Here is a 21407-nt window from a genome sequence, read left to right as displayed (position 1 = left end):
CTGCTTATGGCGAACCGTGAAGCCCTCCGAGATCTTCAATCCCGTCTGGCCGGGCGCCTGCAGGCAGCACGCAGCGAAGGCGTCAGCGTTGCTACCTGGCTGGCAGTGCAGGCTGGCGGGCGGGATTATTTGCTGCCGCTGAATCAGGCAGGAGAAATCTTTCCCTGGACCGGCGTTCAGCCCGTCCCATACACACAGGCCTGGTTTCTGGGCATCGCCAATCTGCGCGGTGCTTTGATGGGGGTGGTGGACCTGGCTCAATTGCTGGGGCATGGAAGTGTCCGCAATGAGCAGGAACTGATGGACTGCAGCCTGCTGGCCTTCAACCCTGCCTTGGAGGTCAACGCGGCCCTGCTGGCCGATCGTCTGCTGGGCCTGCGTGCCGCAGACGCGTTTTCCAAGGCCGAGCCTGCGCCTGAGCGTTCCCCGAGTTTCTTCGGAGCCGTCCATATCGATGCGAGCGGCCGCCGCTGGCAGGAGCTGAAATTGCAGTCCCTGTCTCAAACCGCCAAATTTTTGAGCATTCGTGCTTGAGGTTCCTGGATACAGCGCTATGTCCTTTGCACAGAAAATAAATCAGTTGTTCCGACGCAAGCCCATCGCGGCTGCCGTCAGTGGTGATAGCGGCATGATGGGAGACACGGTCGTACAGGATATGTACGACGGATCGCTCAATAGCGTGCAGGGGGCACCTTCCGTCTTCGGCGTCGAGGAGGCCAGTCGCGCGGACGAACTGGTGAGCCTGCCTATTCTTGGTACGGCCACGACTGCCAAGCATCAGCGCACCTTGTTTACCTTGCTGGGTGGCTCGGTGTTGGTGCTGGTGGTGCTGTCGGCATGGATGCTGCGCGAAGCAGGCAACTCCAACCAGCAACTGGCGGCGACCGGCCAGGCATTGATGCAGTCGCAACGTCTGGCCAAGTCGGTCTCCATCGCCATGACGGGAGCCGCTCCTGCGTTTGCCGACGTCAAGGACAGCGCCGGTGTTTTGGCGCGTAACGTGCGAGCGTTGGCTGCCGGCGATTCCGATCTGGGCGTGAACGCGCTGGGTGGTGGTTTGCAGGACGAGCTCAGCTCCATCAGCACCCTGATGGAGCGAGCGGAAAAGAGCGCCGGGCTGATTCTCGGACAGCAAAAGACTCTGACTCAAGTGGGCGACGCGCTGCGCACCATCAACCGTCAGTCCTCCGATCTGCTGGAAACTGCGGAAACCATTTCTTCGCTGAAGCTGCAGCAAGGCGCTGGCGCAGCCGAGATCTCTGCTGCCGGTCAGCTGGTGATGTTGACTCAGCGTATTGCCAAGTCTGCCAACGAATTCCAGACCCTGGAGGGCGTGAGTCCCGAGGCCGTTTTCCTGCTGGGCAAGGACTTGAACTCTTTCAAGGAAATCTCCGAAGGCCTGCTCAACGGCAGCGCTGAAATGCGGCTGTCGGCTGCACGTGATCCTCAGGTGCGTGAACAGCTGGAGACGCTGATCAAGCAGTACGACGATACGCGTACCCAGGCCAGTGCCATTCTGGGCAATCTGCAAGGGCTGGTGTCGGCCCGGGAAGCGCAGACCAGCATCAACAATGACAGCGAACCGCTGCGTCAGCAGCTGGAGCAGTTGCAGACGGCGCTGCAGGGGCTGGGCGGGGCCAGCATGCTGCAGCTGGCGCTGCTGGCCATCGCCATTTTGACCGCGGTTCTGAGTGGTATCGGCATCTCGCGCGTGCAACTGCTGGACAGCCGGGCGCGCCAGCAGGAAGCCGAGCGTCACCAGGTCGATGCCCGTTTGCAGGAGCAGGAAGCCAAGCGCATCAACGACGCCAACCAGGCGGCTATTTTGCGTTTGATGAACGAGTTGCAATCGGTGGCCGAGGGCGATCTGACGCAGGAAGCCACCGTGACCGAGGACATCACGGGCGCGATTGCCGACTCGGTGAACTACACGGTGGAAGAGCTGCGCGCTCTGGTGGGATCGGTGCAGAACACCGTGACTCGCGTGGCCCAGACCACCGAGCAGGTGGACGTCACCTCGACCGAACTGCTGGCTGCATCGAACGAGCAGCTGCATGAAATTCGCGAAACCGGCAAGTCGATTCTGGACATGGCCGGCCGTATCAACAATGTCTCGGCTCAGGCGCAGGAATCGGCCCAGGTGGCCCGTCAATCGCTGCAGGCTGCGGACTCGGGTCTCAAGGCGGTGCAGAACGCCATTGGCGGCATGAACTCCATCCGCGACCAGATTCAGGATACCTCCAAGCGAATCAAGCGTCTCGGTGAGTCGTCCCAGGAGATCGGTGAAATTACCGAACTGATTTCGGACATTACCGAGCAGACCAACGTGCTCGCATTGAACGCCGCCATTCAGGCTGCGTCTGCAGGTGAAGCAGGTCGCGGCTTCTCGGTGGTGGCGGAAGAAGTGCAGCGCCTTGCCGAACGTTCCGCAGACGCCACGCGACAGATTGCCGCGCTGGTGAAGGCCATTCAGACCGACACTCAGGATGCGGTGGCCGCTATGGAGCGCTCTACCCAGGGCGTGGTGGAAGGGGCTCGTCTGTCCGACTCTGCTGGTACTGCACTGTCTGAAATCGACAGCGTGTCGCGCCGACTGGCCGAGCTGATCGAGCAGATTTCCAACTCCACATCACGTGAAGCCAACATGGCCAACGGCGTGGCGGAAAACATTCAGCACATTTTTGCAGTGACCGAGCAAACCGGTGAGGGAACCCGCACCACTGCGCAGCAGGTGCGAGAGCTCTCCCACATGGCTGAAGAGCTGCGTCAGTCTGTTTCCCGATTCAAGATTGCCTGATTTGACTGGCTCTTTCTCTCATAAAAATGCACAACCCTTGAGGGTTAAGGAACTAGAGCATGTCAGTGGTTGACGACTCGCCAATACGTACAGCCATGTCTGCAACTGCAGAGCAGGATCTGGGCCCGCTGGCCTGGGTGCTCGATGAAGTGCGCAAGTCGCTGGAGGCAGCGACCAAGGCTGTGAGCCGTTTCATGCGCGATGCGGATGCGGCCCGTTTGTCTGATCTAGAGGAGTTGGATACATCTGCACTGCGCATTGCACGCCAGCAGCTGCATCAGGCCTGCGGCGCTCTGGAGATGGTGGGGGTCACCGCCCCGGCTCAGGTGCTGCGCAGCATGGAAGCTGCGGTCAACCGCTTTGTACAGCGTCCCGAATACTGCACGCAGGAAGCCGCGACCACGCTGGAGCGCACGCACTTTGCGCTGATGGAATTCCTGGAGGCCGTTCTGGCCGGTCAGCAGGTCTCGGCCGTAGCCCTGTTCCCTCAGTACCGTGAGACCCAGGTGCTGGCCGGCAATGACAAGGCCCACCCGGCTGACCTATGGCCTGCCGAGCGCCGTGCACGCGAGCCCCGCTGGACCGGGACCATGCCGGAGCCGCTGGCCTATGGTCCACATGCACGTGCCATGCTGGACGGCGTGGTGCTGCGCATGGTCAAGAGCGACGACCGCGAGGCGGCAGCCCAGATGTGCGAGCTTTGCCGGCGCTTTGCGGCAGCTCAGTCCGAAGATGTGGCGGCGCGCAGTTTCTGGAAAATCGCTGCGGCCTTCTTCGACGGCTTGGCACGTGGACTCATCACTGCCGATATCTACGTCAAGCGCATGGCTTCGCGCGTGCTCATGCAGTACGCCAGCATGGCCAAGGGCGACAGCCTGCCACCCGCACGCCTGCTGCAGGACCTGATGTTCTTTTGCGCGCAGGCCAAGCCCCGCGAGCAGGCCGGTGAGAGTCTGAAGGCCGTACACGAGGCCTATGCCATGGAGCAGATGCCGGTGGTGGACTACCACGTGGCGCGCTATGGCCGCTTCGATCCCTCGGTGCTGGTGCAGGCGCGCAAGCGCATTGCGGCCGCCGCCGAGACCTGGTCAGCGGTCGCCGGCGGCGACCGCAGCAAGATCAGATCCATGGCCGAGCAGTTCGGGCTGGTGTCCGAGTCGCTGGTCAAGCTGCAGCCTGTCAGCCACGGGCTGGCGCGCGCGCTGATTCGTGTGGCGGAGACGGTGGAGCGCATTGGCGAGCCGCCACCGGCCGAGCTGGCCATGGAGGTGGCGACTGCGGTGCTGTATCTGCAGGCCAGCTTCATGACCGCCGGGCATGACGACGAAATACAGGCCGCCCAGTCCAGCGTGCTGGTCCAGCGTCTGGATGCGGCTTTGCATGGCGCGCAGTCCGAGCCGCTGGAAATCTGGATGGAGGAGCTCTACCGTCAGGCCAGCGACCAGCAGACCATGGGATCGGTGGTTGGAGAGCTGCGCATCACCCTTGGCGAGGCAGAGAAGCAGCTGGATCTGTTCTTTCGCAATCCCGCGGACACCTCGGTGCTGGCCTCGGTACCGGGCCAGATGGCGCAAATGCGTGGTGTGCTGTCGGTGCTGGGATTCGAGCAGGCTGCGACCGCCATGCAGCGCATGCGTGACACCGTCGAGCACCTGATGCTCGGTGAGGTGACGGTCGAGAATCAGCCTCGCATCTTCGAGAAGCTGGGCAGCAGTCTCGGCGCCATGGGATTTCTCATCGACATGCTCAGCTACCAGCGCAATATGGCGCGCAAGCTGTTCGTCTATGACGAGGAAAAGGACGAACTGCGCATCGTCATGGGTCATAGCCGCAGTCGCGGCCCCGAAGCCTTCCGTCCCACCGTGGATATTCCCATGGATGGCGTACCGTCTTCTGGGCAGACTCCGGTCGCGTCGGCTGCCGTGATTGCTGCCTCGGCAGTGGAGCCCTCGGTCGCCGCACCGCCACCGCCTGTCGAAGTGAGACCAGTTCCCGCTGCTGTGGCGCAGCCAGAGCAGCTGCAAGTCAGGCACATCGAGGACGAGGGCACCCCGCCGTGGGCAGTGACCGAGCCAGGTGCCTTGCCCGAGTTTGAGGCAGCACCCGCACCAGCCGTGGCAGAGTCGGTCGGCGTTGGCTCCGCTGCCCTGGCCGATGTCATGGCTCAGGTGTTTGCGGGCATGCAGTCGGGCAAGCAGGCAACTGACGAGTCGAATGTCGCTCGGGATCTGGCTGCGGCAGTCGCAGCTACTGCGGGCGTGCCTGCGGCTGCTACGGTGCCGACAGCCGAACTGAACACTGTAGATCTGGACGGCGACGATGAGCTTCTGTCCATCTTTCTGGAAGAAGCCCGCGAAGTCGTGGATAACGGCTTGCAGGCCCTCAAGGCTTTGGCGGACGAGCCCGGCAATCTGAGCGAGCAGACCACGCTGCGCCGTGCGTTCCACACGCTCAAAGGCAGCTCGCGCATGGTGGGGCTGGATGAGTTTGGTGAAGCCGGCTGGGCCATGGAGCAGATGCTCAATGCATGGCTGGCAGAGCAGCGACCCATGCCGCAGGCCATGCAGCAGCTGGCTCAGGATGCCCTGAAGGCCTTTGCCGTCTGGGCACAGGATATCGAGAACCAGCAGGCGCAGAACTGGTCGGCCACGGCCTTCCGCGCCGCTGCAGACGCCATGCGTCTGCAGGGCGAGCGCGCCGAGGTGGCCCTGGTTCCGCGTCGCGGCGAGCGCGCCCAGGGCCTGGAGTCGGCCGAGGCGGCCGCCGCTGTGGATGCACCCGTGCTGGAGCTGCCTGTAGCGCCCGAGCCGATCGCCGAGCTGCAGTGGCCACTGGAGCCACAGACCGTGGCCGCAGAGCCCGTATTTGCGATGCCGGAGCTGGAGTTCCCGCAAGAAGAGCTGTCTGCGCAGCCAGATCAGGAGCCGGTGGCTGAGCTGGAGGCGGCAGCAGCCGACTTTGCCTTGCCGGAACTGGATATTCCAGACGATCTGCTGCATCAGCTTCAAGCGCCCGATGCGCTTGACGTGTCCGCGCTGCCAGCTCTGGAATCGGCGGCAGAGCCCGAGTGGATAGAAGAGGGCGCCGGGGAGGTTCAGCCTTCGCTGCAGGAAATCACTGCGGCAGAAGAGGTGCAGGAGCTGGATTTTGCCGCCTTCGAAGCGGCCATGCGTGAAAGCGAGCAGGCTGCCATAGACATGCAGACTGCCGTGGAGCCCCCCGCCATGGACGCAGCTACCGGGGTGCCGGCTGCTGTGGAGATGGCGCTCGAGCTGCCGTCTGCAGAGGCTGCGATCGAGCTGGAGGCCATTGAAGCCTTGCTGGATGGCATGCCCGATCCCGTCGTGGCCGAAGAACCCGCTCAGCTGCCGGAGCCCGAAGTCTCGGCGATTGAGCCGGTGCTCGAACAGACCGAACAGACAGGTGAGCCGGACGACGGCTATCGCAATATAGACGGGCTGCGCATCAGCGCAGCGCTGTACAACGTCTATCTCAACGAAGCAGACGAGTGGTCAGAGCGACTGGGTGAGGTGTTGCAGCAGTGGTCGCAAGAGCCGGCTGCCGTCATTCCCGACGACGCGATCGCGCTGGCGCATTCCCTGGCAGGCAGCTCCGGCACCGTGGGCTTCAAGGCCTTGTCGGAGCTGGCGCGTTTGCTCGAGCATGCACTGCTGCATCTGCAGCCTCAGGGCTATGCCGGCGCGCTGCAGATTCAGCAATGCGTGACCGCATCCGATGAAGTGCGCCGCTTGCTACATCAGTTTGCGGCAGGCTTCCTCAAGGACGCTTTACCCGCTGTCGAAGACGCGCTGCGTGAAATCCTGAATACTCCGATCGATGCCGGTGCAGCAACTGAAACTGCCGATCTTGAGCTGTCCGATCTGGCCGAGCTGGATGAGGCCGAGTGGCCCGAGGTGCAGGTGCTGCTGCCGCCTGCAGACCCCAAGGACTTGCCGCTGGACTTTGCTGCCGAGCTTTCGCAGGATGGGGCCTTGCCCGAGCTTGCGGGTGATGGACTCAAGGATGTGGCCGAGGAAGGCGTGGGAGGATCGGCAGCCGACCCGTTGCTGGATGCCGTGCTAAAAGCCGCAGATCAGGCACCGTATTCCATGGTGCCTGCCGCAGGCAGCGTGGAGCATGAGGCCGAACTGCAGCGCCGCATCGATGAAGCCATCGCGCTGGCGGTGCATGCCGGTGACGACGAAGACGATATCGATGTGCTCGATCAGGTCGATGCCGACCTGTTTCCCATTTTCGAGGAAGAGGCCATCGACCTGCTGCCCAAGCTCGGTGCTGCACTGCGCCGCTGGCATGGGCGCCCGACGCTGGATGAGGCTCGCAACGAAGCCCTGCGCGCTTTGCACACTATCAAGGGCAGTGCCCGCCTGGCGGGCGCCATGCGCATGGGTGAGATGGCCCACCGCCTGGAGTCGGCGGTGGAGCGTATTGACCAGGAGCGTCCCGCAGCCGAAGCGATCGAGCCGCTGCTGAGCAGCTTTGACGCTTTGCAAGCCAGCTTCGATGTGCTGCGCATGGCCGGTGAGCAGGAGCCCGAGCAGCCGCTGGCTCAACTGGACGATCTTCTTGCTCAGGCGCCTCTGCATCTGAGTGCGGCGGAGTCTGCTGTAGAGCAAGCAGCGGATGCTCAAGCCGGAGAAAAGACTGCCGCAGATTTTGAGCAGGCCATTGAGCTGCCGGCGCCGGTGGTGCCGCGTCCTGCGTCGCAGCAGACCGTGCGTGTGCGGGCGCAGCTGCTGGACCGCTTGATTTCCCAGACCGGTGAAGTGCTGATTGCTCGCTCGCGTGTCGATGCGCGGCTGTCGCAGGCGCGTTCGGCGCTCAATGATTTGACGGGCAACCTGGAGCGCCTGCGCATGCAGCTGCGCGACATCGAGGTGCAGGCCGAAAGTCAGATGCAGTCGCGCCTGGCCCTGTCCAAGGACACGGCAGCCGGTTTCGATCCGCTGGAGTTCGACCGCTTCACACGCGTGCAGGAACTCACGCGCATGATGGCCGAATCGGTCAACGACGTGGCCACCGTGCAGCGCAATCTGCAGCGGGATCTGGCCGCTGCCGAAGACGATCTGGTGGCCCAGGGCCGGCAGGCACGTGATCTGCAGCGAGATCTGCTGCGCACGCGCATGGTGGAGTTCGACTCCTTTGCCGAGCGTCTGTACGCCGTGGTGCGCCAGACGTCCAAGGAAATGGGCAAGCAGGTGCGCCTGAACATCCTGGGCGGCACCATCGAAATGGACCGCGGCATGCTGGAGCGCATGATGCCGGCCTTCGAGCATTTGCTGCGCAACTGCGTGGCTCACGGCATCGAGTCGCCCGAGCGGCGCCAGGAGCTGGGCAAGCCGGCTGTCGGCACCATCGAGATCGTGCTGAGTCAGGAGCGCAACGACGTGGCGCTGTCCGTGGAAGACGACGGGGCCGGTCTGAACCTGGAACGGATTCGCGCCAAGGCCATCAGCCTCAAGCTGTGGACCGACGAGCGTCATATGACGCTGGAAGACGCGGGGCGCCTGATCTTCGAGCCGGGCTTCAGCACGGCCGCCGAGGTGACGGGTGTTGCCGGCCGCGGCATCGGCATGGATGTGGTGCGTTCCGAAGTCAACGCCCTGGGCGGTCGTATCGAAACCCATACCGAGCCAGGCCGCGGCAGCGCCTTCCGTCTGGTTGTGCCGTTGACCACGGCCGTGACCCAGGTGGTGATGCTGCGCATGGGCGCCGTGTCCATGGGCGTGCCCGCCAACCTGGTGGAAATCGTGCGTCGCGTGCCCGTCGATGTGCTGGAGGAAAGCTACCGCAAGCAGGAGTTCCAGGACGGCAGCGAAGTCATGCCTTTCTATTGGGCCGGCGCGCTGTGGCAAACCTCGCTGCGCAGCGAGGAAAACCTCGGTCGCACGCGCCCCGTGGTGATTGTGCGCAGTGCCTCGCAGCGTGTGGCGCTGCATGTGGACGAAGTGCTGGGCAACCAGGAAGTGGTGATCAAGAACCTGGGCCCGCAGTTGTCGCGTCTGCCAGGCCTTACCGGCATGTCCGTGCTGCCCTCGGGGGCCGTGGTGCAGATCTACAACCCGGTGGCGCTGGCCAACGTCCATGGCGAGCAGGTGCGTGCCATGCTGGCCAGGGCCGAGCAGGCCGCAGCCGATGGCGAACTGCAGGCTCATTCAGGCGGTGCCGATCTGCTGGGCGCCGAAGCTTCGCAGACCACGGTGCCGCTGGTGCTGGTGGTGGATGACTCCATCACCGTGCGACGCGTCACCCAGCGTCTGCTGCAGCGCGAAGGCTACCGCGTCACGCTGGCCGCTGACGGGCTGCAAGCCATGGAGCGTCTGCAGGACGAGCGCCCGACCCTGGTGCTGTCGGACATCGAAATGCCGCGCATGGACGGCTTTGATCTGTTGCGCAATATCCGCGCCGATCAGACGCTCGAAGGCATGCCGGTGGTCATGATCACTTCGCGCATTGCCCAGAAGCATCGCGAAATGGCCCGCGACCTGGGAGCCAATCACTATCTGGGCAAGCCTTATTCCGATGAGGAACTGCTGGGGCTGATCCAGCATTACGCTTTGCAGCGCAGCGGCCCCGCGCCTGAGCGCAGCCCGCTCAACGGGCTTGCGGCCGAGGAGCCGGGAGTGGCTGTCGAATAAGGTTTGCTCCTTATAACAAAGCGGCTTGCGCCGATCTGGATTGCATTTCAGACTGATATTGATCTGAAATGCATGAAGAACGTACGCAAGCCGCTTCTTTTTTTGAGTGGCAGCCTATTGGACGGTTGGCAGCCGGGCACACGGGGATATGGACCTCCACAGGGTCAGGAGCCAGGAAAGTTCAAGCTTCTTTCTTGAGGATTCCGTAGCGCGCCAGGGTTTTCTCCCGGGCCGCGGCATGATCCACGACGGGCAGGGGATAGTCGCGCCCCAGTGTGATGCCTGCTTCGGCCAGTTCCAGCGGCTTGGCCAGCCAGGGGGCATGCCGCAGTTTGCTGGGCAGCTGAGCCACTTCAGGCACATAACGCGCTATGAACTTGCCGTCCGGATCGAACTTCTCGCTCTGGGTCACCGGGTTGAAGATGCGGAACCAGGGCTGGGCATCGCAGCCCGTGGAGGCCGCCCATTGCCAGCCGCCGTTATTGGCCGCCAGATCGAAGTCATTGAGCTTTTCGGCGAAATAGGCTTCGCCCCGACGCCAGTCCAGACCCAGGTCCTTGACCAGAAAGCTGGCCGTGACCATGCGCAGCCGGTTGTGCATATAGCCGCTGGAATTGAGCTGGCGCATGGCGGCATCGACCAGCGGGTAGCCGGTGCGACCCTCGCACCAGGCGGCGAAGAGGGTGTCGGCCTCGGCTCCCGTCTCCCATTCGATGGCGTCATACGCCGGTTTGAAGCTGCGTTCCACCACATAAGGCTGGTGGGCCAGGATCTGGAAGTAGAAGTCGCGCCAGATCAGCTCGCTGAGCCAGGTGGCGGCGCCTTCGCGTGCGGTGGCAGACCAGTCCTCGTTGTGCGCAGCCTCGTGGGCGATGCGGGCCAGCTCGCGTATCGACACGGTGCCAAAGCGCAGATGTACGCTGAGGTAGCTCGGGCCCTTGAGGGCCGGAAAGTCGCGCGCCGTCTTGTACTGCGGCAGGCGCGGCAGAAAATCGGCCAGCAGCTGGCGCGCGCCGCTGACGCCGGTGGGCAGGCGCAGGCCGGCCAGCGTGTCCGGGGCAAAGCCCAGCTCGGCGGCCGTGGGAATCGGGCGGCGCTCGGTGTCCGGCAGATCGGCCAGCCTGGTAGCGAGATCGCGCTCGCTGGGGTAGGCCGAGAGATAGAACGGTGTGATCTTTCGCAGCCAGGCGTTCTTGTAGGGCGTGAAGACCGAAAACGGCGACAGGCTCTGGGTCAGCACCTCGTCGCGCGCAAAGATGCGGTGGTCCTTGAAGCGCAGCAGCAACTGCCCCTGACTCTTGAGGCTGCGCGCCACCTGGGCGTCGCGGGCGATGGCCGCAGGTTCGTCGTCGTCGTTGCAGAAGACGGCGCCCGCGCCCAGCTGCCGGGCCAGGGCAGGGATGAGGTCCTGGGGCAGGCCGCGCCGCGTGATCAGCCCTGTCTGCGGACGTCCCGCAGTCTCGCGCAGGGCGGCATCCAGCTCGGTCAGACTCTGGCAGATGAATTCCACGCGGCGGTCGGCTCGGGGCAGGGCGGCAAGAATGCTGTCGTCGAAGACAAAGACGCAATACAGCTCTTCACATTGCTGCAATGCGTGATACAGGGCAGCGTTATCGGCCAGACGCAGGTCGCGCCGCAGCCAGATCAAGCCCACAGGGTAAGAAGGAGTCATGGATCGCCATTAAAATCGCTGCATGTCTGCAGAATCTGCGCCTATCAACTTGACGCACCACTTCCTGATTGCCATGCCCGGCCTGGAAGATGAGTCGTTTTCGCGCAGCGTTGTCTACCTGTGCGAGCATAGCGAGCGTGGCGCGCTCGGTCTGATTATCAACAAGCCCTCCAAGCTCAGCCTGCAAGGCCTGTTGCAAAAAGTGGATTTGGGTCTCAAGCGCGATGATTTGCGCGATCAGCAGGTCTTTACCGGTGGCCCGGTGCAGACCGATCGTGGCTTTGTGCTGCATGAGCCCATGGTCATCGAAGGCGCACCCGAGAACGAATCGGCCTATGCCTCGACCATGACCATTCCAGGCGGTCTGGAGATGACCACGTCCAAGGATGTGCTCGAAGCCCTGTCTGACGGTGCCGGCCCCAAGCGTGTGCTGGTCACGCTGGGCTATTCCTCCTGGGATGAAGGCCAGCTCGAATCCGAAATCGGCGAAAACGCCTGGCTGACCGTGGAAGCCGACCCCGAGGTGATCTTCAGCACCCCGGTGGACGAGCGCTATGACCGCGCCCTGGGCCTGCTGGGTTTGCAGCGCTGGATGTTGTCCCCAGAGTCGGGTCGCGCATGAACGATATTTCCTCTTCCAACAAGGCCGCCGATGCGGCCTTTTCCTCGACTTTTTCCTCGGCCGAAAATGCGGCTGCCAAGCCTGCAGCGGCACCCGCACCGCAAAAGCCCGAGGTGCCGGCCCATTTCCAGCAGTTCCTGGGCTTTGACTTCGGCATCAAGCGCACGGGATGCGCCTCGGGCAACCGCGTGCTGGGCGGCGCCAACCCGCTGCCCACCATCAAGGCCGAAGCGGCGGATGCACGTCTGGCCGCGGTGGAAAAGCTGATCCGCGAGTGGCAGCCCAACGCCCTGGTGATAGGCGTGCCCTACCACCCCGATGGCGCGGCACACGAGAACACGGCCCGGGCCCTGAAATTCGGCCGCCAGCTCAGAAGTCGCTTCAAGCTGCCGGTGTACGAGGTGGACGAACGCTACAGCACGACCGAAGCCCTGGCGGGTGGCGCACGCGACGCCGACGCGGCTTCGGCCTGCATCATTCTTGAACAGTTTTTGAGGAGTCTCCCATGAGTGAAACCATTGCAGGTCAGGGCAGCCTGATCCTGGACGCCGAAGCCCTGTATAGCGAGCTGCTGCGCGGCGTGCAGCGCATCATGGGCCCCAATACCCGTCTGGCGGGCATCACCTCGGGCGGCGCCTGGCTGGTCGAGCGCCTGCACAAGGATCTGAACCTCAAGGGCAAGCCCAGCGTGCTGTCTTCCTCGCTGCACCGCGACGATTTTGCCCAGCGCGGCATGGCTTCCAGCGCCCAGACCCAGATCGCCTTCGATGTGAACGGCGCCGATGTGCTGGTGCTCGACGATGTGCTCTACACCGGCCGCACCGTGCGCGCCGTGCTCAACGAACTCTATGACTACGGCCGTCCCGCCAGCGTGCGACTGGCCGTCCTGGTGGACCGGGGAGGGCGCGAGCTGCCCATCCAGGCCGACTTTGCCGCAGCGCGCGTGGCGCTGCCGGCCGACCGTTCCCTGGCGCTGGCGCGCGACGAGGGCGGTGTTTTCCACTTCCGCATTCAAGAGGCCTGATCGTGCTGTACAAGCGCAACCCCCAACTCAACAAGAACGGCGAGCTGATCCACCTGCTCTCCACCGAAGGCCTGTCCAAGGACATCCTGACCCAGATTCTCGACACGGCCAGCAACTTCGTCAGCGTCAACGACCGTGAAGTCAAGAAGGTGCCTCTGCTGCGCGGCAAGAGCGTGTTCAATCTGTTCTTCGAGAACAGCACGCGTACCCGCACCACCTTCGAGATTGCGGCCAAGCGCCTGTCGGCCGACGTCTTCAACCTGGACATCGCGCGCAGCTCGGCCAGCAAGGGCGAGACCCTGCTGGACACCATCGACAACCTCTCGGCCATGGCGGCCGACATCTTTGTCGTGCGCCACAGCGAGTCGGGGGCTCCCTATCTGATCGCCAAGCATGTGGCGCCCCATGTGCATGTGGTCAATGCCGGCGACGGCCGCCATGCCCACCCCACACAGGGCCTGCTGGACATGTACACCATCCGCCACTACAAGCAGGACTTCTCCAATCTGCGCGTGGCCATCGTGGGCGACGTGCTGCACTCGCGCGTGGCGCGCTCGGACATCCACGCCCTGACCACGCTCGGCGCTGCCGAGGTGCGCGTGGTCGGCCCGCGTACCCTGGTGCCCTCGGACATGGCCAGCATGGGCGTGCGCGTCTTCCACAATCTGGAGGAAGGCATCAAGGACTGCGACGTCATCATCATGCTGCGCCTGCAGAACGAGCGCATGAGCGGGGCGCTGCTGCCCTCGAGCCAGGAATATTTCAAGAGCTTCGGCCTGACCGAAAAGCGCCTGGAACTGGCCAAGCCCGATGCCATCGTCATGCACCCCGGCCCCATCAACCGCGGTGTGGAGATCGACTCCGCCGTGGTGGACGGCCCGCAGGCCGTGATCCTGTCTCAGGTGACCTTCGGTATCGCCGTGCGCATGGCTGTCATGTCGATCGTCGCGGGGAATGAGGCTTGAACACCCCCTGAGCGGCTGCGCCGCTTCCCCCTCTCTCGCGATGCGGGAGGGGGACGACACCCTCGCGTCGGGGCGGCCCTAGCTTGGTGTCCCATGCGAAAGTCGACGAAGCAAACTGCAGTTGCTGGTGGTGACGGTTTTTAGAGATATTTTTATAGCTGCTAGCGCTTGTGTGGCAAGGGCTGGAAGCCAATTTGGTGCCAAACCATGAAGATTTTGATTCGCAATGGCTGGGTGATGGACCCGGCACGAGGTTTCGACCAGCAGGCCGATATCGCCATCGATGGCAGCGTGATCGCCGCGATCGGCACGGTGCCCGAAGGTTTTGTGGCCGAGCGTGAAATCGACGCCTCCGGCCAGTGGGTGCTGCCCGGTCTGGTGGACCTGGCCGTGCGCCTGCGCGAGCCCGGTCACGAGCATGAAGGCATGCTGCAGTCCGAGATGGCGGCTGCCGTGGCCGGTGGCGTGACCAGCCTGGTCTGCCCGCCCGATACCGAGCCCGTGCTCGACGAGCAGGGCCTGGTGGAAATGCTCAAGTTCCGTGCCGAGAAGCAGCACAAGTCGCGTCTGTTCCCCATGGGGGCACTGACCGTAGGACTCAAGGGTGAAACGCTGACCGAGATGGCCGAGCTGACCGAGTCCGGCTGCGTGGCCTTCGGCCAGGCGGATGTGCCGCTGTCCAGCATCACCACGTTGAGTCGTGCGCTGAGCTACGCCAACACCTTTGGCTATGCCGTGTGGCTGCGCCCGCAGGACAAGGATCTGGGCAGGGGCGTGGCCGCCAGCGGCGCGCTGGCCACCCGCATGGGTCTGGCCGGGGTGTCCGTGGCGGCAGAGACGATTGCGCTGCACACCATCTTCGAGCTGATCCGTGGCTCGCAGACCCGGGTTCACCTGTGCCGCATCTCCAGCGCCGCCGGCGTGGAGCTGGTGCGCCGAGCCAAGGCCGAAGGCCTGAATGTGACCGCCGATGTGTCCATCAACTCGCTGCTGCTGACCGAGAACGACATCGGCTACTTTGACAGCAGTGCCCGTGTGGTGCCCGTGCTGCGCCAGCAGCGCGACCGCGATGCGCTGTCTGCCGCGCTGGCTGACGGCACCATTGATGCGCTGGTTTCCGATCACTGCCCGGTGGACGAAGACGCCAAGGTGCTGCCTTTTGCCGAAGCCGAACCCGGTGCGACCGGCGTGGAGCTGCTGCTGTCCATTGCCGTGAAGTGGAGCCGCGACTACAAGGTGCCGCTGAACCGCGCACTGGCTGTCGTGACTTCGGCTCCCGTGGCCGTGCTGGGTAGCGCCCTGGGCGAGCAGCAGTCCCTGCTGGGGCAGCTCAAGGTGGGCGGCGTGGCAGATCTGTGCATCGTCGACCCCGAGGCGGAGTGGACGGTCGATCCCAAGGCGCTGCAAAGCCAGGGCAAGAGCACGCCGTTCAACGGCTATGAGCTGCCTGCGCGCGTGGTAACGACTATCGTTGACGGCGCTGTCGCTTATCAACGATAGGCTCCCCCTGAGCGGCTTTGCCGCTTCCCCCCCTCTCGATGCGTTGCATCGGGAGGGGGGCGACACCCTCGGTGCGCGGCGGCGCTTCCTCGGTGCCTCTGACTTTGCATTGCGCCAGTCTTAGGCGCTTGCCGGTTTCAAGTTGCAGCAACTGAGTCACAACGAGCCGCTACACTGTTTGAGAATCATGGCAAACGGCTTGCACAAAATCAAAACCGGCTCGCGTGCGGTATGGCGCGGACTGCGTCTGCTGGCCCATGTGGCCAAGGGCGCCTGGATCGTGGCGTTTCGCTTTCCGCAGCTGCACTACCTGCAGCAGCACGAGCATGTGCAGGCCTGGGCTGCAACGCTGCTGCTGCGGGCCGGGGTGCAACTGCAGGTCAAGGGGCAGCCACCGGCCCAGGGGCCGGTACTCATGGTCAGCAACCATATCTCCTGGCTCGATATTCCGCTGCTGCACGCGGCGCGCCATTGCCGCTTCATCTCCAAATCCGACGTCAAGGGCTGGCCCATCATCGGCACGCTGGCGACGGCCGCAGGCACGCTCTACATCCAGCGCAGCTCGCGCCGCGATGCGGTGCGCATGGTGGGAGCCATGGAAGAGGCCTTCAAGCGCGGCGAAATCCTTGCCGTCTTTCCTGAAGGGACGACGGGCGATGGACGCAGCCTGCTCTCGTTTCACTCCAATCTGCTCGAAGCCGCCGTGCAATGCGATGCGCCGGTACAGCCCGTGGGGCTGCGCTTTGTCGATGGCAAGACAGGCAGCACCAGCTATGCCGCAACCTATGTCGGGGATGAGACCTTGCTGGGCTCCATCTGGCGCGTGCTTTGTTCGGAGCAACTGATTGCAGTGGTGCACTATGGCGAGGCGCAGAGCGCACAAGGGCGCGACCGCCGCGCCTGGGCCAAGGACTTGCACACCGAGGTGGACAGGCTGCGCCAGAACTAGGTGCTGTGCCGGCGCTTTGCGCGCCCAGTCAAACCCTGTAGGCTGCGCGCATGCACGCCAGAGTTTTGCGCTATCTCGATGAAGTGGTTCGCCGCGGCTCCATCCGCAAGGCGGCCGAGCACCTGCATGTGGCTCCCACGGCCGTGAACCGGCAGATTCTCGATCTGGAGGCCGAACTGGGAGCGCCGCTGTTCGACCGCATCCACAACCGCCTGCGTCTTACGCCTCTGGGTGAGATGGTGCTGACCCATGTGCGAAGCACCTTGCGCGAACATGCAGCGCTGCGCGAGCGCATTGCCGACTTCAAGGGCATGCGGCGTGGCGAGATCACTGTGGCGGCGACGTCGGGTCTGGCGGGCTCCTTGCTGCCATCGCTAGTGCATGACTTTCGCAGCAGCCACCCGGGGATGGTCGTGCGTGTCATCGACTTGCCCACGCAGGCCATTGTGTCTGCCGTGGAGGCTGGGGAGGTGGACCTGGGTCTTGCCTACGATCTGGCGCCCAGACCCGGTTTGCGCATGCTGGCAGCCAGCGAATGGCAGATCGGAGCCATCCTGCCGGTCAAGCACCCACTGGCCCATCATTCGTCGCTGCTGCTCAGCGAATGCGTGGGTCATCCGCTGATTCTGCCGGCACCGGCCCTGACCATACGCAGTCTGCTCAACGAAGCCTTCGCGCGCAGTGCCATCGAGGTGACGCCGGTGGCCGAGTCCACCTCCATGGCCTTGATACAGCGCCTGGTCATGCTGGGCGAGGGCATTGCCTTGCTCAACGCTCTGGATGTACTGGAGGAGCTGGATCGCGGCTCGCTGAGCTTCGTGCCTCTGCGCGATGCGCATCTGCAGCGCCAGACCCTGATGCTGTTCGTGCGCAAGGGCGCGGAGCTGAGTGCCGCTGCCGAGCTCATGGCGGCAAGCATCGAATCCGCGCTGGCGCGGCTCTACGCCAGAAAACACTGATTCACTGTCCACATTTTGTGGACATGCTTGGCTGAATTCAGCGCTATCGCGCGCTTGGGTGCCTCTCTAGACTTGCGCTTCTTGTTTAGAGAGGAAGAAACCCATGACCCTGATTGCCCTGAATGCCGACGTACTGGTCACCATGGATGCGCAACGCCGCGAGATCAAGGACGGTGCGCTGGTGGCGGACGGCCCGGCCCTGCTGTGGGTGGGCGCAACGGCCGAGTTGCCGGCGCAATACCGCCGCATGGCCGACGAGGGCCAGGCGCGCGTGCTGGACATGCGCGGCAAGGTCGTGACGCCGGGCCTGGTCAACACTCACCATCACATGTACCAGAGCCTGACGCGTGCCGTGCCGGCCGCTCAGGATGCCGAGCTGTTCTCGTGGCTGCAGAACCTCTACATGCTGTGGTCGCACCTGACGCCCGAGATGATCCATGTCTCGACCCAGACCGCCATGGCCGAGCTCATGCTGTCGGGCTGCACCACGACCAGCGACCATCTGTACCTGTTTCCCAATGGCTCGCGCCTGGACGATTCCATTGTGGCTGCGCAGCAGATGGGTATGCGCTTTCACGCCGCGCGCGGCTCCATGAGCCTGGGCCGCAGCAAGGGCGGCCTGCCGCCCGATGTGGTGGTGGAGGAGGAAGAGGCCATCTTGCGCGACAGCCTGCGCCTGATCCAGCAATACCACGACGGCTCGCGTCACTCCATGCTGCGCGTGGTTCTGGCCCCATGTTCGCCGTTCTCGGTGACGCGCGATCTGATGCGCGAATCGGCGGTGCTTGCGCGTGCGCACGGTGTCTCGCTGCACACCCATCTGGCCGAGAACGACAACGACGTGGCCTTCTCGCGCGAGAAGTTCGGCCTGACCCCGGCGCAATACGCCGAAGACCTGGGCTGGGTGGGGCGCGACGTCTGGCATGCGCATTGCGTCAAGCTCGATCCCGAAGGCATTGCGCTGTTTGCGCGCACCGGCACCGGTGTGGCGCACTGTCCATGCTCCAACATGCGCCTGGCATCGGGCATCGCACCCATCCGCAGCATGCGCGATGCCGGCGTGTCCGTGGCCCTGGGGGTGGACGGCAGCGCATCGAACGACGGTGCCCACATGCTGGGCGAGGCGCGCCAGGCCATGCTGCTGCAGCGCGTGGGCTACGGCCCGGCGGCCATGAGTGCCCGAGAGGCGCTGGAGATCGCCACGCTGGGCGGTGCGCGCGTGCTCAACCGCGACGACATCGGCGCACTGGCTCCCGGCATGTCTGCCGACTTCGTGGCTTTCGACATGGAAGACGTTGGCTATGCGGGTGCTGGCCACGACCCCGTGGCAGCGCTGGTGTTCTGCACGCCGGCCAATGTGTCCAGCAGCGTCATCAACGGGCGTGTGGTGGTCGAGGACGGGCGTCTGCTGACCGCCGACCTGCCCGTGGTGCTGGGCCAGCACCGCAATCTCGCGCGCAGCCTGTTCGAGCGAGCCGCAGCAGGACATTGAGACTTTTCGGTGACGGTCATCGCTGGTCCATTGCGATGGCCGGACATCGGTGTGAGAGAGATTCCAAGCCTTTGTGGCACTGGAAGAAAAGTGGGCTCGGGACTGGTGTCAGGTGACTTGGAGTGCCAGAAATTCTTTCTCGATGCTGGACAAGCTATACGGCGCCGCGCATGGGCTGTATCGGCAACGGCATATGAGAGCTCCCGGTTGCGTGCTTAGTCTTGTGGCCTTCGCGGGGAAGCCTATTCCCCGGCGATTGCATACCTAAAAAACAGGAGACAAGACCATGGAAAAGCTGCTTTACGGGGTGGAAGACCGTCCGCCCAGCCTCATCACCACCACGCTGCTTTCGCTGCAGCATCTGCTCGCCGCGCTGGGCGGCATCATCGCCGTGCCGCTGGTGTTCGGCGGCGCGCTCAAGCTGCCGGCCGACCAGATCGTGGCCCTGGTCAATGCGGCTTTGCTGGGCTCGGGCGTCGTCACCATCATCCAGTGCCGTGGCGTGGGACCTGTCGGCATACGCCTGCCCTGCGTGATGGGTACCAGTTTCGCCTTTGTTGGTGCGGGCATCAGCGTGGGACTGGAGCATGGTGTGCCCGGCATCCTGGGCTCTTCGCTCGTGGGCTCGCTGGTGATGATCGTCGGCAGCTTTTTCATGCCGGTGATCCGTCGCTTCTTTCCGCATACCGTGACCAGCGTGGTTGTGACCATGATCGGGCTGTCGCTCACGCCCGTCGCCGTGGACTGGGCCGCAGGCGGTGTGGGCAGCGGCAGCTACGGCGCCGTGGGCAATCTGGCGATTGCGGGCTTTGTGCTGGCGCTGGTGATCGGCTTTGTGCAATGGGGCAAGGGCGTGATCTCGGCATCGGCCGTGGTGCTGGGCATTGCCTGCGGCTATCTGCTGTGCCTGGCCCTGGGTCTGATCGACTTCACCCAGGTGCGCGAGGCGCCGATCTTCGCGATTCCGCAGCCGCTGCATTTCGGCATGAGCTTTCCGGTATCGGGCATCGTTGCCATGTCCATCGCCTTTCTCGTGACCATTGTCGAGACCACGGGCACTTTCATGGCCCTGGGGGCGGCAACGCGGACGCCGATCCGCGGCAAGCGCCTGGCCAGCGGCATGCTGTGCGACGGCGTGGGTTCGGCCTTTGCCGCCGTGATGTCGAGCCCGCCGGTTTCCACCTTCGCGCAGAACGTGGGCGTGGTCTCGCTCACGGGCGTGGCCAGCCGCCATGTGGTGATGCTGACCGGCGTGATGCTGCTGCTGGCTGGACTGTTTCCGGTGCTGGGAGCGCTGGTAGTGACGATTCCCCAGCCAGTGCTCGGCGGTGCGGGCCTGATGATGTTTGCCATGATCATCCTGGCGGGCATCCGCATGCTCAGCGGTGCAGAGCAGACGCGTCGCAGCGGCCTGATCATTGCAGTCTCGCTGGGCTGCGGCCTGGCCGTGACGGTGCGCCCCGATCTGCTCTCCAAGATGCCTGCCTTTGTGCGCGAGGTGTTCGGCTCGGGTATTACCGTGGGTGCGCTGGTGGCCGTGGGCCTGAATCTGCTGCTGCCGGGGCGCGAGTTCGATGCCCACGAGGAAGAACTGGAGTCCGCAACGGCAGCCCCGGTTGCAACCAGTTCCGCCGCAGCCTGAAGCGCAGGCCCTGGGCGCTTAAAGCGTCATCTTGCTGTCGATGATGACCTTGCGCCAGCGCGCGAGGTCCTTGACGATGAGGTCGGCAAAGACCTTGGGCGTGCTGGGCATGGGCTGGGCGCCTTCGCTTTGCAGACGCTCGAGGATGGCGGGGCTTCGCAGCGAGGCATTGATCTGCTGATTGATCCTGGCGACCACGTCGGCGGGCATATTGGCAGGGCCGACCACGCCATACCATTGGTCGGCCTCAAAGCCGGGCAAGCCTGCTTCGGCCACGGTAGGCACATTGGGTAGTGCAGGGATGCGCTGAGGTGATGAAACGGCGATGGCCTTGATCTGGCCTGCGCGGATCTGCGCAAGCACGGCGGGAATGCCGGTGAACAGGGCCTGAACCTGACCGGCCACTAGATCATTGACGGCCGGGGCCGTGCCCTTGTAGGGCACATGCTGCATCTTCAGCCCTGCTTGCAGGCTCAGATAGGCCATGGTCATATGCGCGGCGCTGCCGTTGCCGCCCGAACTGAAGTTCACCGCTCCGGGATTGGCCTTGGCGTAGCTGATGAACGATGCCAGATCATTGACCGGCAGCGATGGATGCACGACCAGCACGTTGGGCACACGCGCCACCCAGGCCAGAGGCGTAAAGCTCTTGATAGGGTCGTAAGGCAGCTTGGGGTAGAGCGTGGGTGTAACGGCCAGCGTGCCCACATGACCCATGAGCAGGGTGTAGCCATCGGCACTGGCCTTTGCCACGCGGTCCGCGCCGATGCTGCCGCCTGCGCCGGCAACGTTTTCCGGCACCACGCTCTGGCCCCAGGCGGTCGTCAGCTCATGACCTATGGCGCGACCCAGAATGTCGGCGGAGCCGCCGGGCGTGAACGGAATGACCATGCGTATGGCCTTGCTGGGGTACCTCGAGTCCTGTGCCAGAGCTGTACCGGTCAGACCGCCCAAGGCGGTGGCCGCAGCCCATTGGCTCCATTGGCGGCGGTTCAGAGTGAAGGGATCGCATGCGGTGAAAGCGGGCATATTGTCTCCTCATGATGTTTTGCAGGCAGTCTATGAGATGGCGCTCTGCCTGGCTCTGGCGCAGCCGGCATAGCTGCTATGCAGTGACTGCCTGCCAAGC

14 protein-coding genes are annotated in these 21407 nt (G+C 64.1%); 12 read left to right on the top strand and 2 right to left on the bottom strand.

Features of this window, described 5'->3' with window-relative positions:
• Positions 1-6 precede the first annotated feature (6 nt).
• Genes MPZ60_RS21005 through MPZ60_RS20995 form a run of 3 tightly spaced genes read left to right on the top strand, consistent with a single transcriptional unit; the run spans position 7 to position 9453 of the window.
• Positions 7-534: a chemotaxis protein CheW gene (locus MPZ60_RS21005; protein ID WP_034353942.1), complete on the top strand. Its 528-nt coding sequence runs from the start codon at positions 7-9 to the stop codon at positions 532-534.
• Positions 535-553: 19 nt separating this feature from the next.
• Positions 554-2797 carry a methyl-accepting chemotaxis protein gene (locus MPZ60_RS21000; RefSeq protein WP_034353939.1) on the top strand — a complete coding sequence of 748 codons (2244 nt, stop codon included), beginning with the start codon at positions 554-556 and terminating at the stop codon, positions 2795-2797.
• A gap of 59 nt (positions 2798-2856) precedes the next feature.
• The gene (locus MPZ60_RS20995; RefSeq protein WP_034353937.1) at positions 2857-9453 is read left to right on the top strand and encodes an Hpt domain-containing protein; all 6597 of its coding nucleotides are present in this window, start codon (positions 2857-2859) and stop codon (positions 9451-9453) included.
• Positions 9454-9634: 181 nt separating this feature from the next.
• Here the strand turns inward: MPZ60_RS20995 and MPZ60_RS20990 are convergent, their stop codons facing one another.
• Positions 9635-11125 carry a deoxyribodipyrimidine photo-lyase gene (locus MPZ60_RS20990; RefSeq protein WP_034353934.1) on the bottom strand — a complete coding sequence of 497 codons (1491 nt, stop codon included), beginning with the start codon at positions 11123-11125 and terminating at the stop codon, positions 9635-9637.
• Between the two features lie 22 nt (positions 11126-11147).
• Between MPZ60_RS20990 and MPZ60_RS20985 the strand changes: the two genes are divergently transcribed.
• From MPZ60_RS20985 to MPZ60_RS20945, 9 genes are all read left to right on the top strand, one after another.
• Positions 11148-11747, top strand: coding sequence for a YqgE/AlgH family protein (locus tag MPZ60_RS20985; RefSeq protein ID WP_003051525.1), 600 nt, complete (start codon positions 11148-11150; stop codon positions 11745-11747).
• Complete coding sequence (ruvX, locus tag MPZ60_RS20980; RefSeq protein WP_034353930.1) at positions 11744-12256, top strand: Holliday junction resolvase RuvX; 513 nt, start codon at positions 11744-11746, stop codon at positions 12254-12256. Before MPZ60_RS20985 ends, ruvX begins: the two co-directional genes overlap by 4 nt.
• Positions 12253-12771 (top strand): bifunctional pyr operon transcriptional regulator/uracil phosphoribosyltransferase PyrR, encoded by a 519-nt coding sequence (gene pyrR, locus MPZ60_RS20975; protein ID WP_003075383.1) that lies wholly within the window; start codon positions 12253-12255, stop codon positions 12769-12771. The genes ruvX and pyrR overlap by 4 nt, the downstream gene beginning before the upstream one ends.
• Before the next feature lie 2 nt (positions 12772-12773).
• On the top strand, positions 12774-13736 hold the full coding sequence (locus tag MPZ60_RS20970) for an aspartate carbamoyltransferase catalytic subunit (protein ID WP_003051536.1): 963 nt from the start codon (positions 12774-12776) through the stop codon (positions 13734-13736).
• A 207-nt stretch (positions 13737-13943) separates the two neighbouring features.
• On the top strand, positions 13944-15236 hold the full coding sequence (locus tag MPZ60_RS20965; RefSeq protein WP_034353926.1) for a dihydroorotase: 1293 nt from the start codon (positions 13944-13946) through the stop codon (positions 15234-15236).
• A gap of 187 nt (positions 15237-15423) precedes the next feature.
• Positions 15424-16185 carry a 1-acyl-sn-glycerol-3-phosphate acyltransferase gene (locus tag MPZ60_RS20960; protein WP_045838636.1) on the top strand — a complete coding sequence of 254 codons (762 nt, stop codon included), beginning with the start codon at positions 15424-15426 and terminating at the stop codon, positions 16183-16185.
• A gap of 50 nt (positions 16186-16235) precedes the next feature.
• Positions 16236-17144 carry a LysR family transcriptional regulator gene (locus MPZ60_RS20955; protein WP_034353923.1) on the top strand — a complete coding sequence of 303 codons (909 nt, stop codon included), beginning with the start codon at positions 16236-16238 and terminating at the stop codon, positions 17142-17144.
• Between the two features lie 103 nt (positions 17145-17247).
• Positions 17248-18636, top strand: a complete 1389-nt coding sequence (locus MPZ60_RS20950) for an 8-oxoguanine deaminase (protein WP_034353920.1) — start codon at positions 17248-17250, stop codon at positions 18634-18636.
• A 286-nt stretch (positions 18637-18922) separates the two neighbouring features.
• Positions 18923-20278 carry a uracil-xanthine permease family protein gene (locus MPZ60_RS20945; protein WP_034353916.1) on the top strand — a complete coding sequence of 452 codons (1356 nt, stop codon included), beginning with the start codon at positions 18923-18925 and terminating at the stop codon, positions 20276-20278.
• Positions 20279-20296: 18 nt separating this feature from the next.
• Here MPZ60_RS20945 and MPZ60_RS20940 read toward each other — a convergent pair whose 3' ends face one another.
• Entirely contained in the window at positions 20297-21307 is a 1011-nt protein-coding gene (locus MPZ60_RS20940; RefSeq protein ID WP_034353912.1) for a tripartite tricarboxylate transporter substrate binding protein, read from the bottom strand.
• Positions 21308-21407 lie beyond the last annotated feature (100 nt).

Source organism: Comamonas sp. 7D-2 (genome assembly GCF_022749555.1).
GTDB classification, from domain to species: Bacteria; Pseudomonadota; Gammaproteobacteria; order Burkholderiales; family Burkholderiaceae_C; genus Comamonas; species Comamonas thiooxydans.
This window is presented reverse-complemented; position numbering and strand designations above follow the sequence as displayed.

Bases quoted from the DNA above. Each gene is read 5' to 3' on its own strand.
- pyrR (WP_003075383.1), top strand. From the start codon at position 12,253: ATGAGTGAAACCATTGCAGGTCAGGGCAGCCTGATCCTGGACGCCGAA.
- MPZ60_RS20995 (WP_034353937.1), top strand. From the start codon at position 2,857: ATGTCAGTGGTTGACGACTCGCCAATACGTACAGCCATGTCTGCAACT.
- MPZ60_RS20955 (WP_034353923.1), top strand. From the start codon at position 16,236: ATGCACGCCAGAGTTTTGCGCTATCTCGATGAAGTGGTTCGCCGCGGC.
- MPZ60_RS20950 (WP_034353920.1), top strand. From the start codon at position 17,248: ATGACCCTGATTGCCCTGAATGCCGACGTACTGGTCACCATGGATGCG.
- MPZ60_RS21000 (WP_034353939.1), top strand. From the start codon at position 554: ATGTCCTTTGCACAGAAAATAAATCAGTTGTTCCGACGCAAGCCCATC.
- MPZ60_RS20945 (WP_034353916.1), top strand. From the start codon at position 18,923: ATGGAAAAGCTGCTTTACGGGGTGGAAGACCGTCCGCCCAGCCTCATC.
- MPZ60_RS20990 (WP_034353934.1), bottom strand. From the start codon at position 11,125: ATGACTCCTTCTTACCCTGTGGGCTTGATCTGGCTGCGGCGCGACCTG.
- MPZ60_RS20940 (WP_034353912.1), bottom strand. From the start codon at position 21,307: ATGCCCGCTTTCACCGCATGCGATCCCTTCACTCTGAACCGCCGCCAA.
- MPZ60_RS21005 (WP_034353942.1), top strand. From the start codon at position 7: ATGGCGAACCGTGAAGCCCTCCGAGATCTTCAATCCCGTCTGGCCGGG.
- MPZ60_RS20985 (WP_003051525.1), top strand. From the start codon at position 11,148: ATGTCTGCAGAATCTGCGCCTATCAACTTGACGCACCACTTCCTGATT.
- ruvX (WP_034353930.1), top strand. From the start codon at position 11,744: ATGAACGATATTTCCTCTTCCAACAAGGCCGCCGATGCGGCCTTTTCC.
- MPZ60_RS20960 (WP_045838636.1), top strand. From the start codon at position 15,424: ATGGCAAACGGCTTGCACAAAATCAAAACCGGCTCGCGTGCGGTATGG.
- MPZ60_RS20965 (WP_034353926.1), top strand. From the start codon at position 13,944: ATGAAGATTTTGATTCGCAATGGCTGGGTGATGGACCCGGCACGAGGT.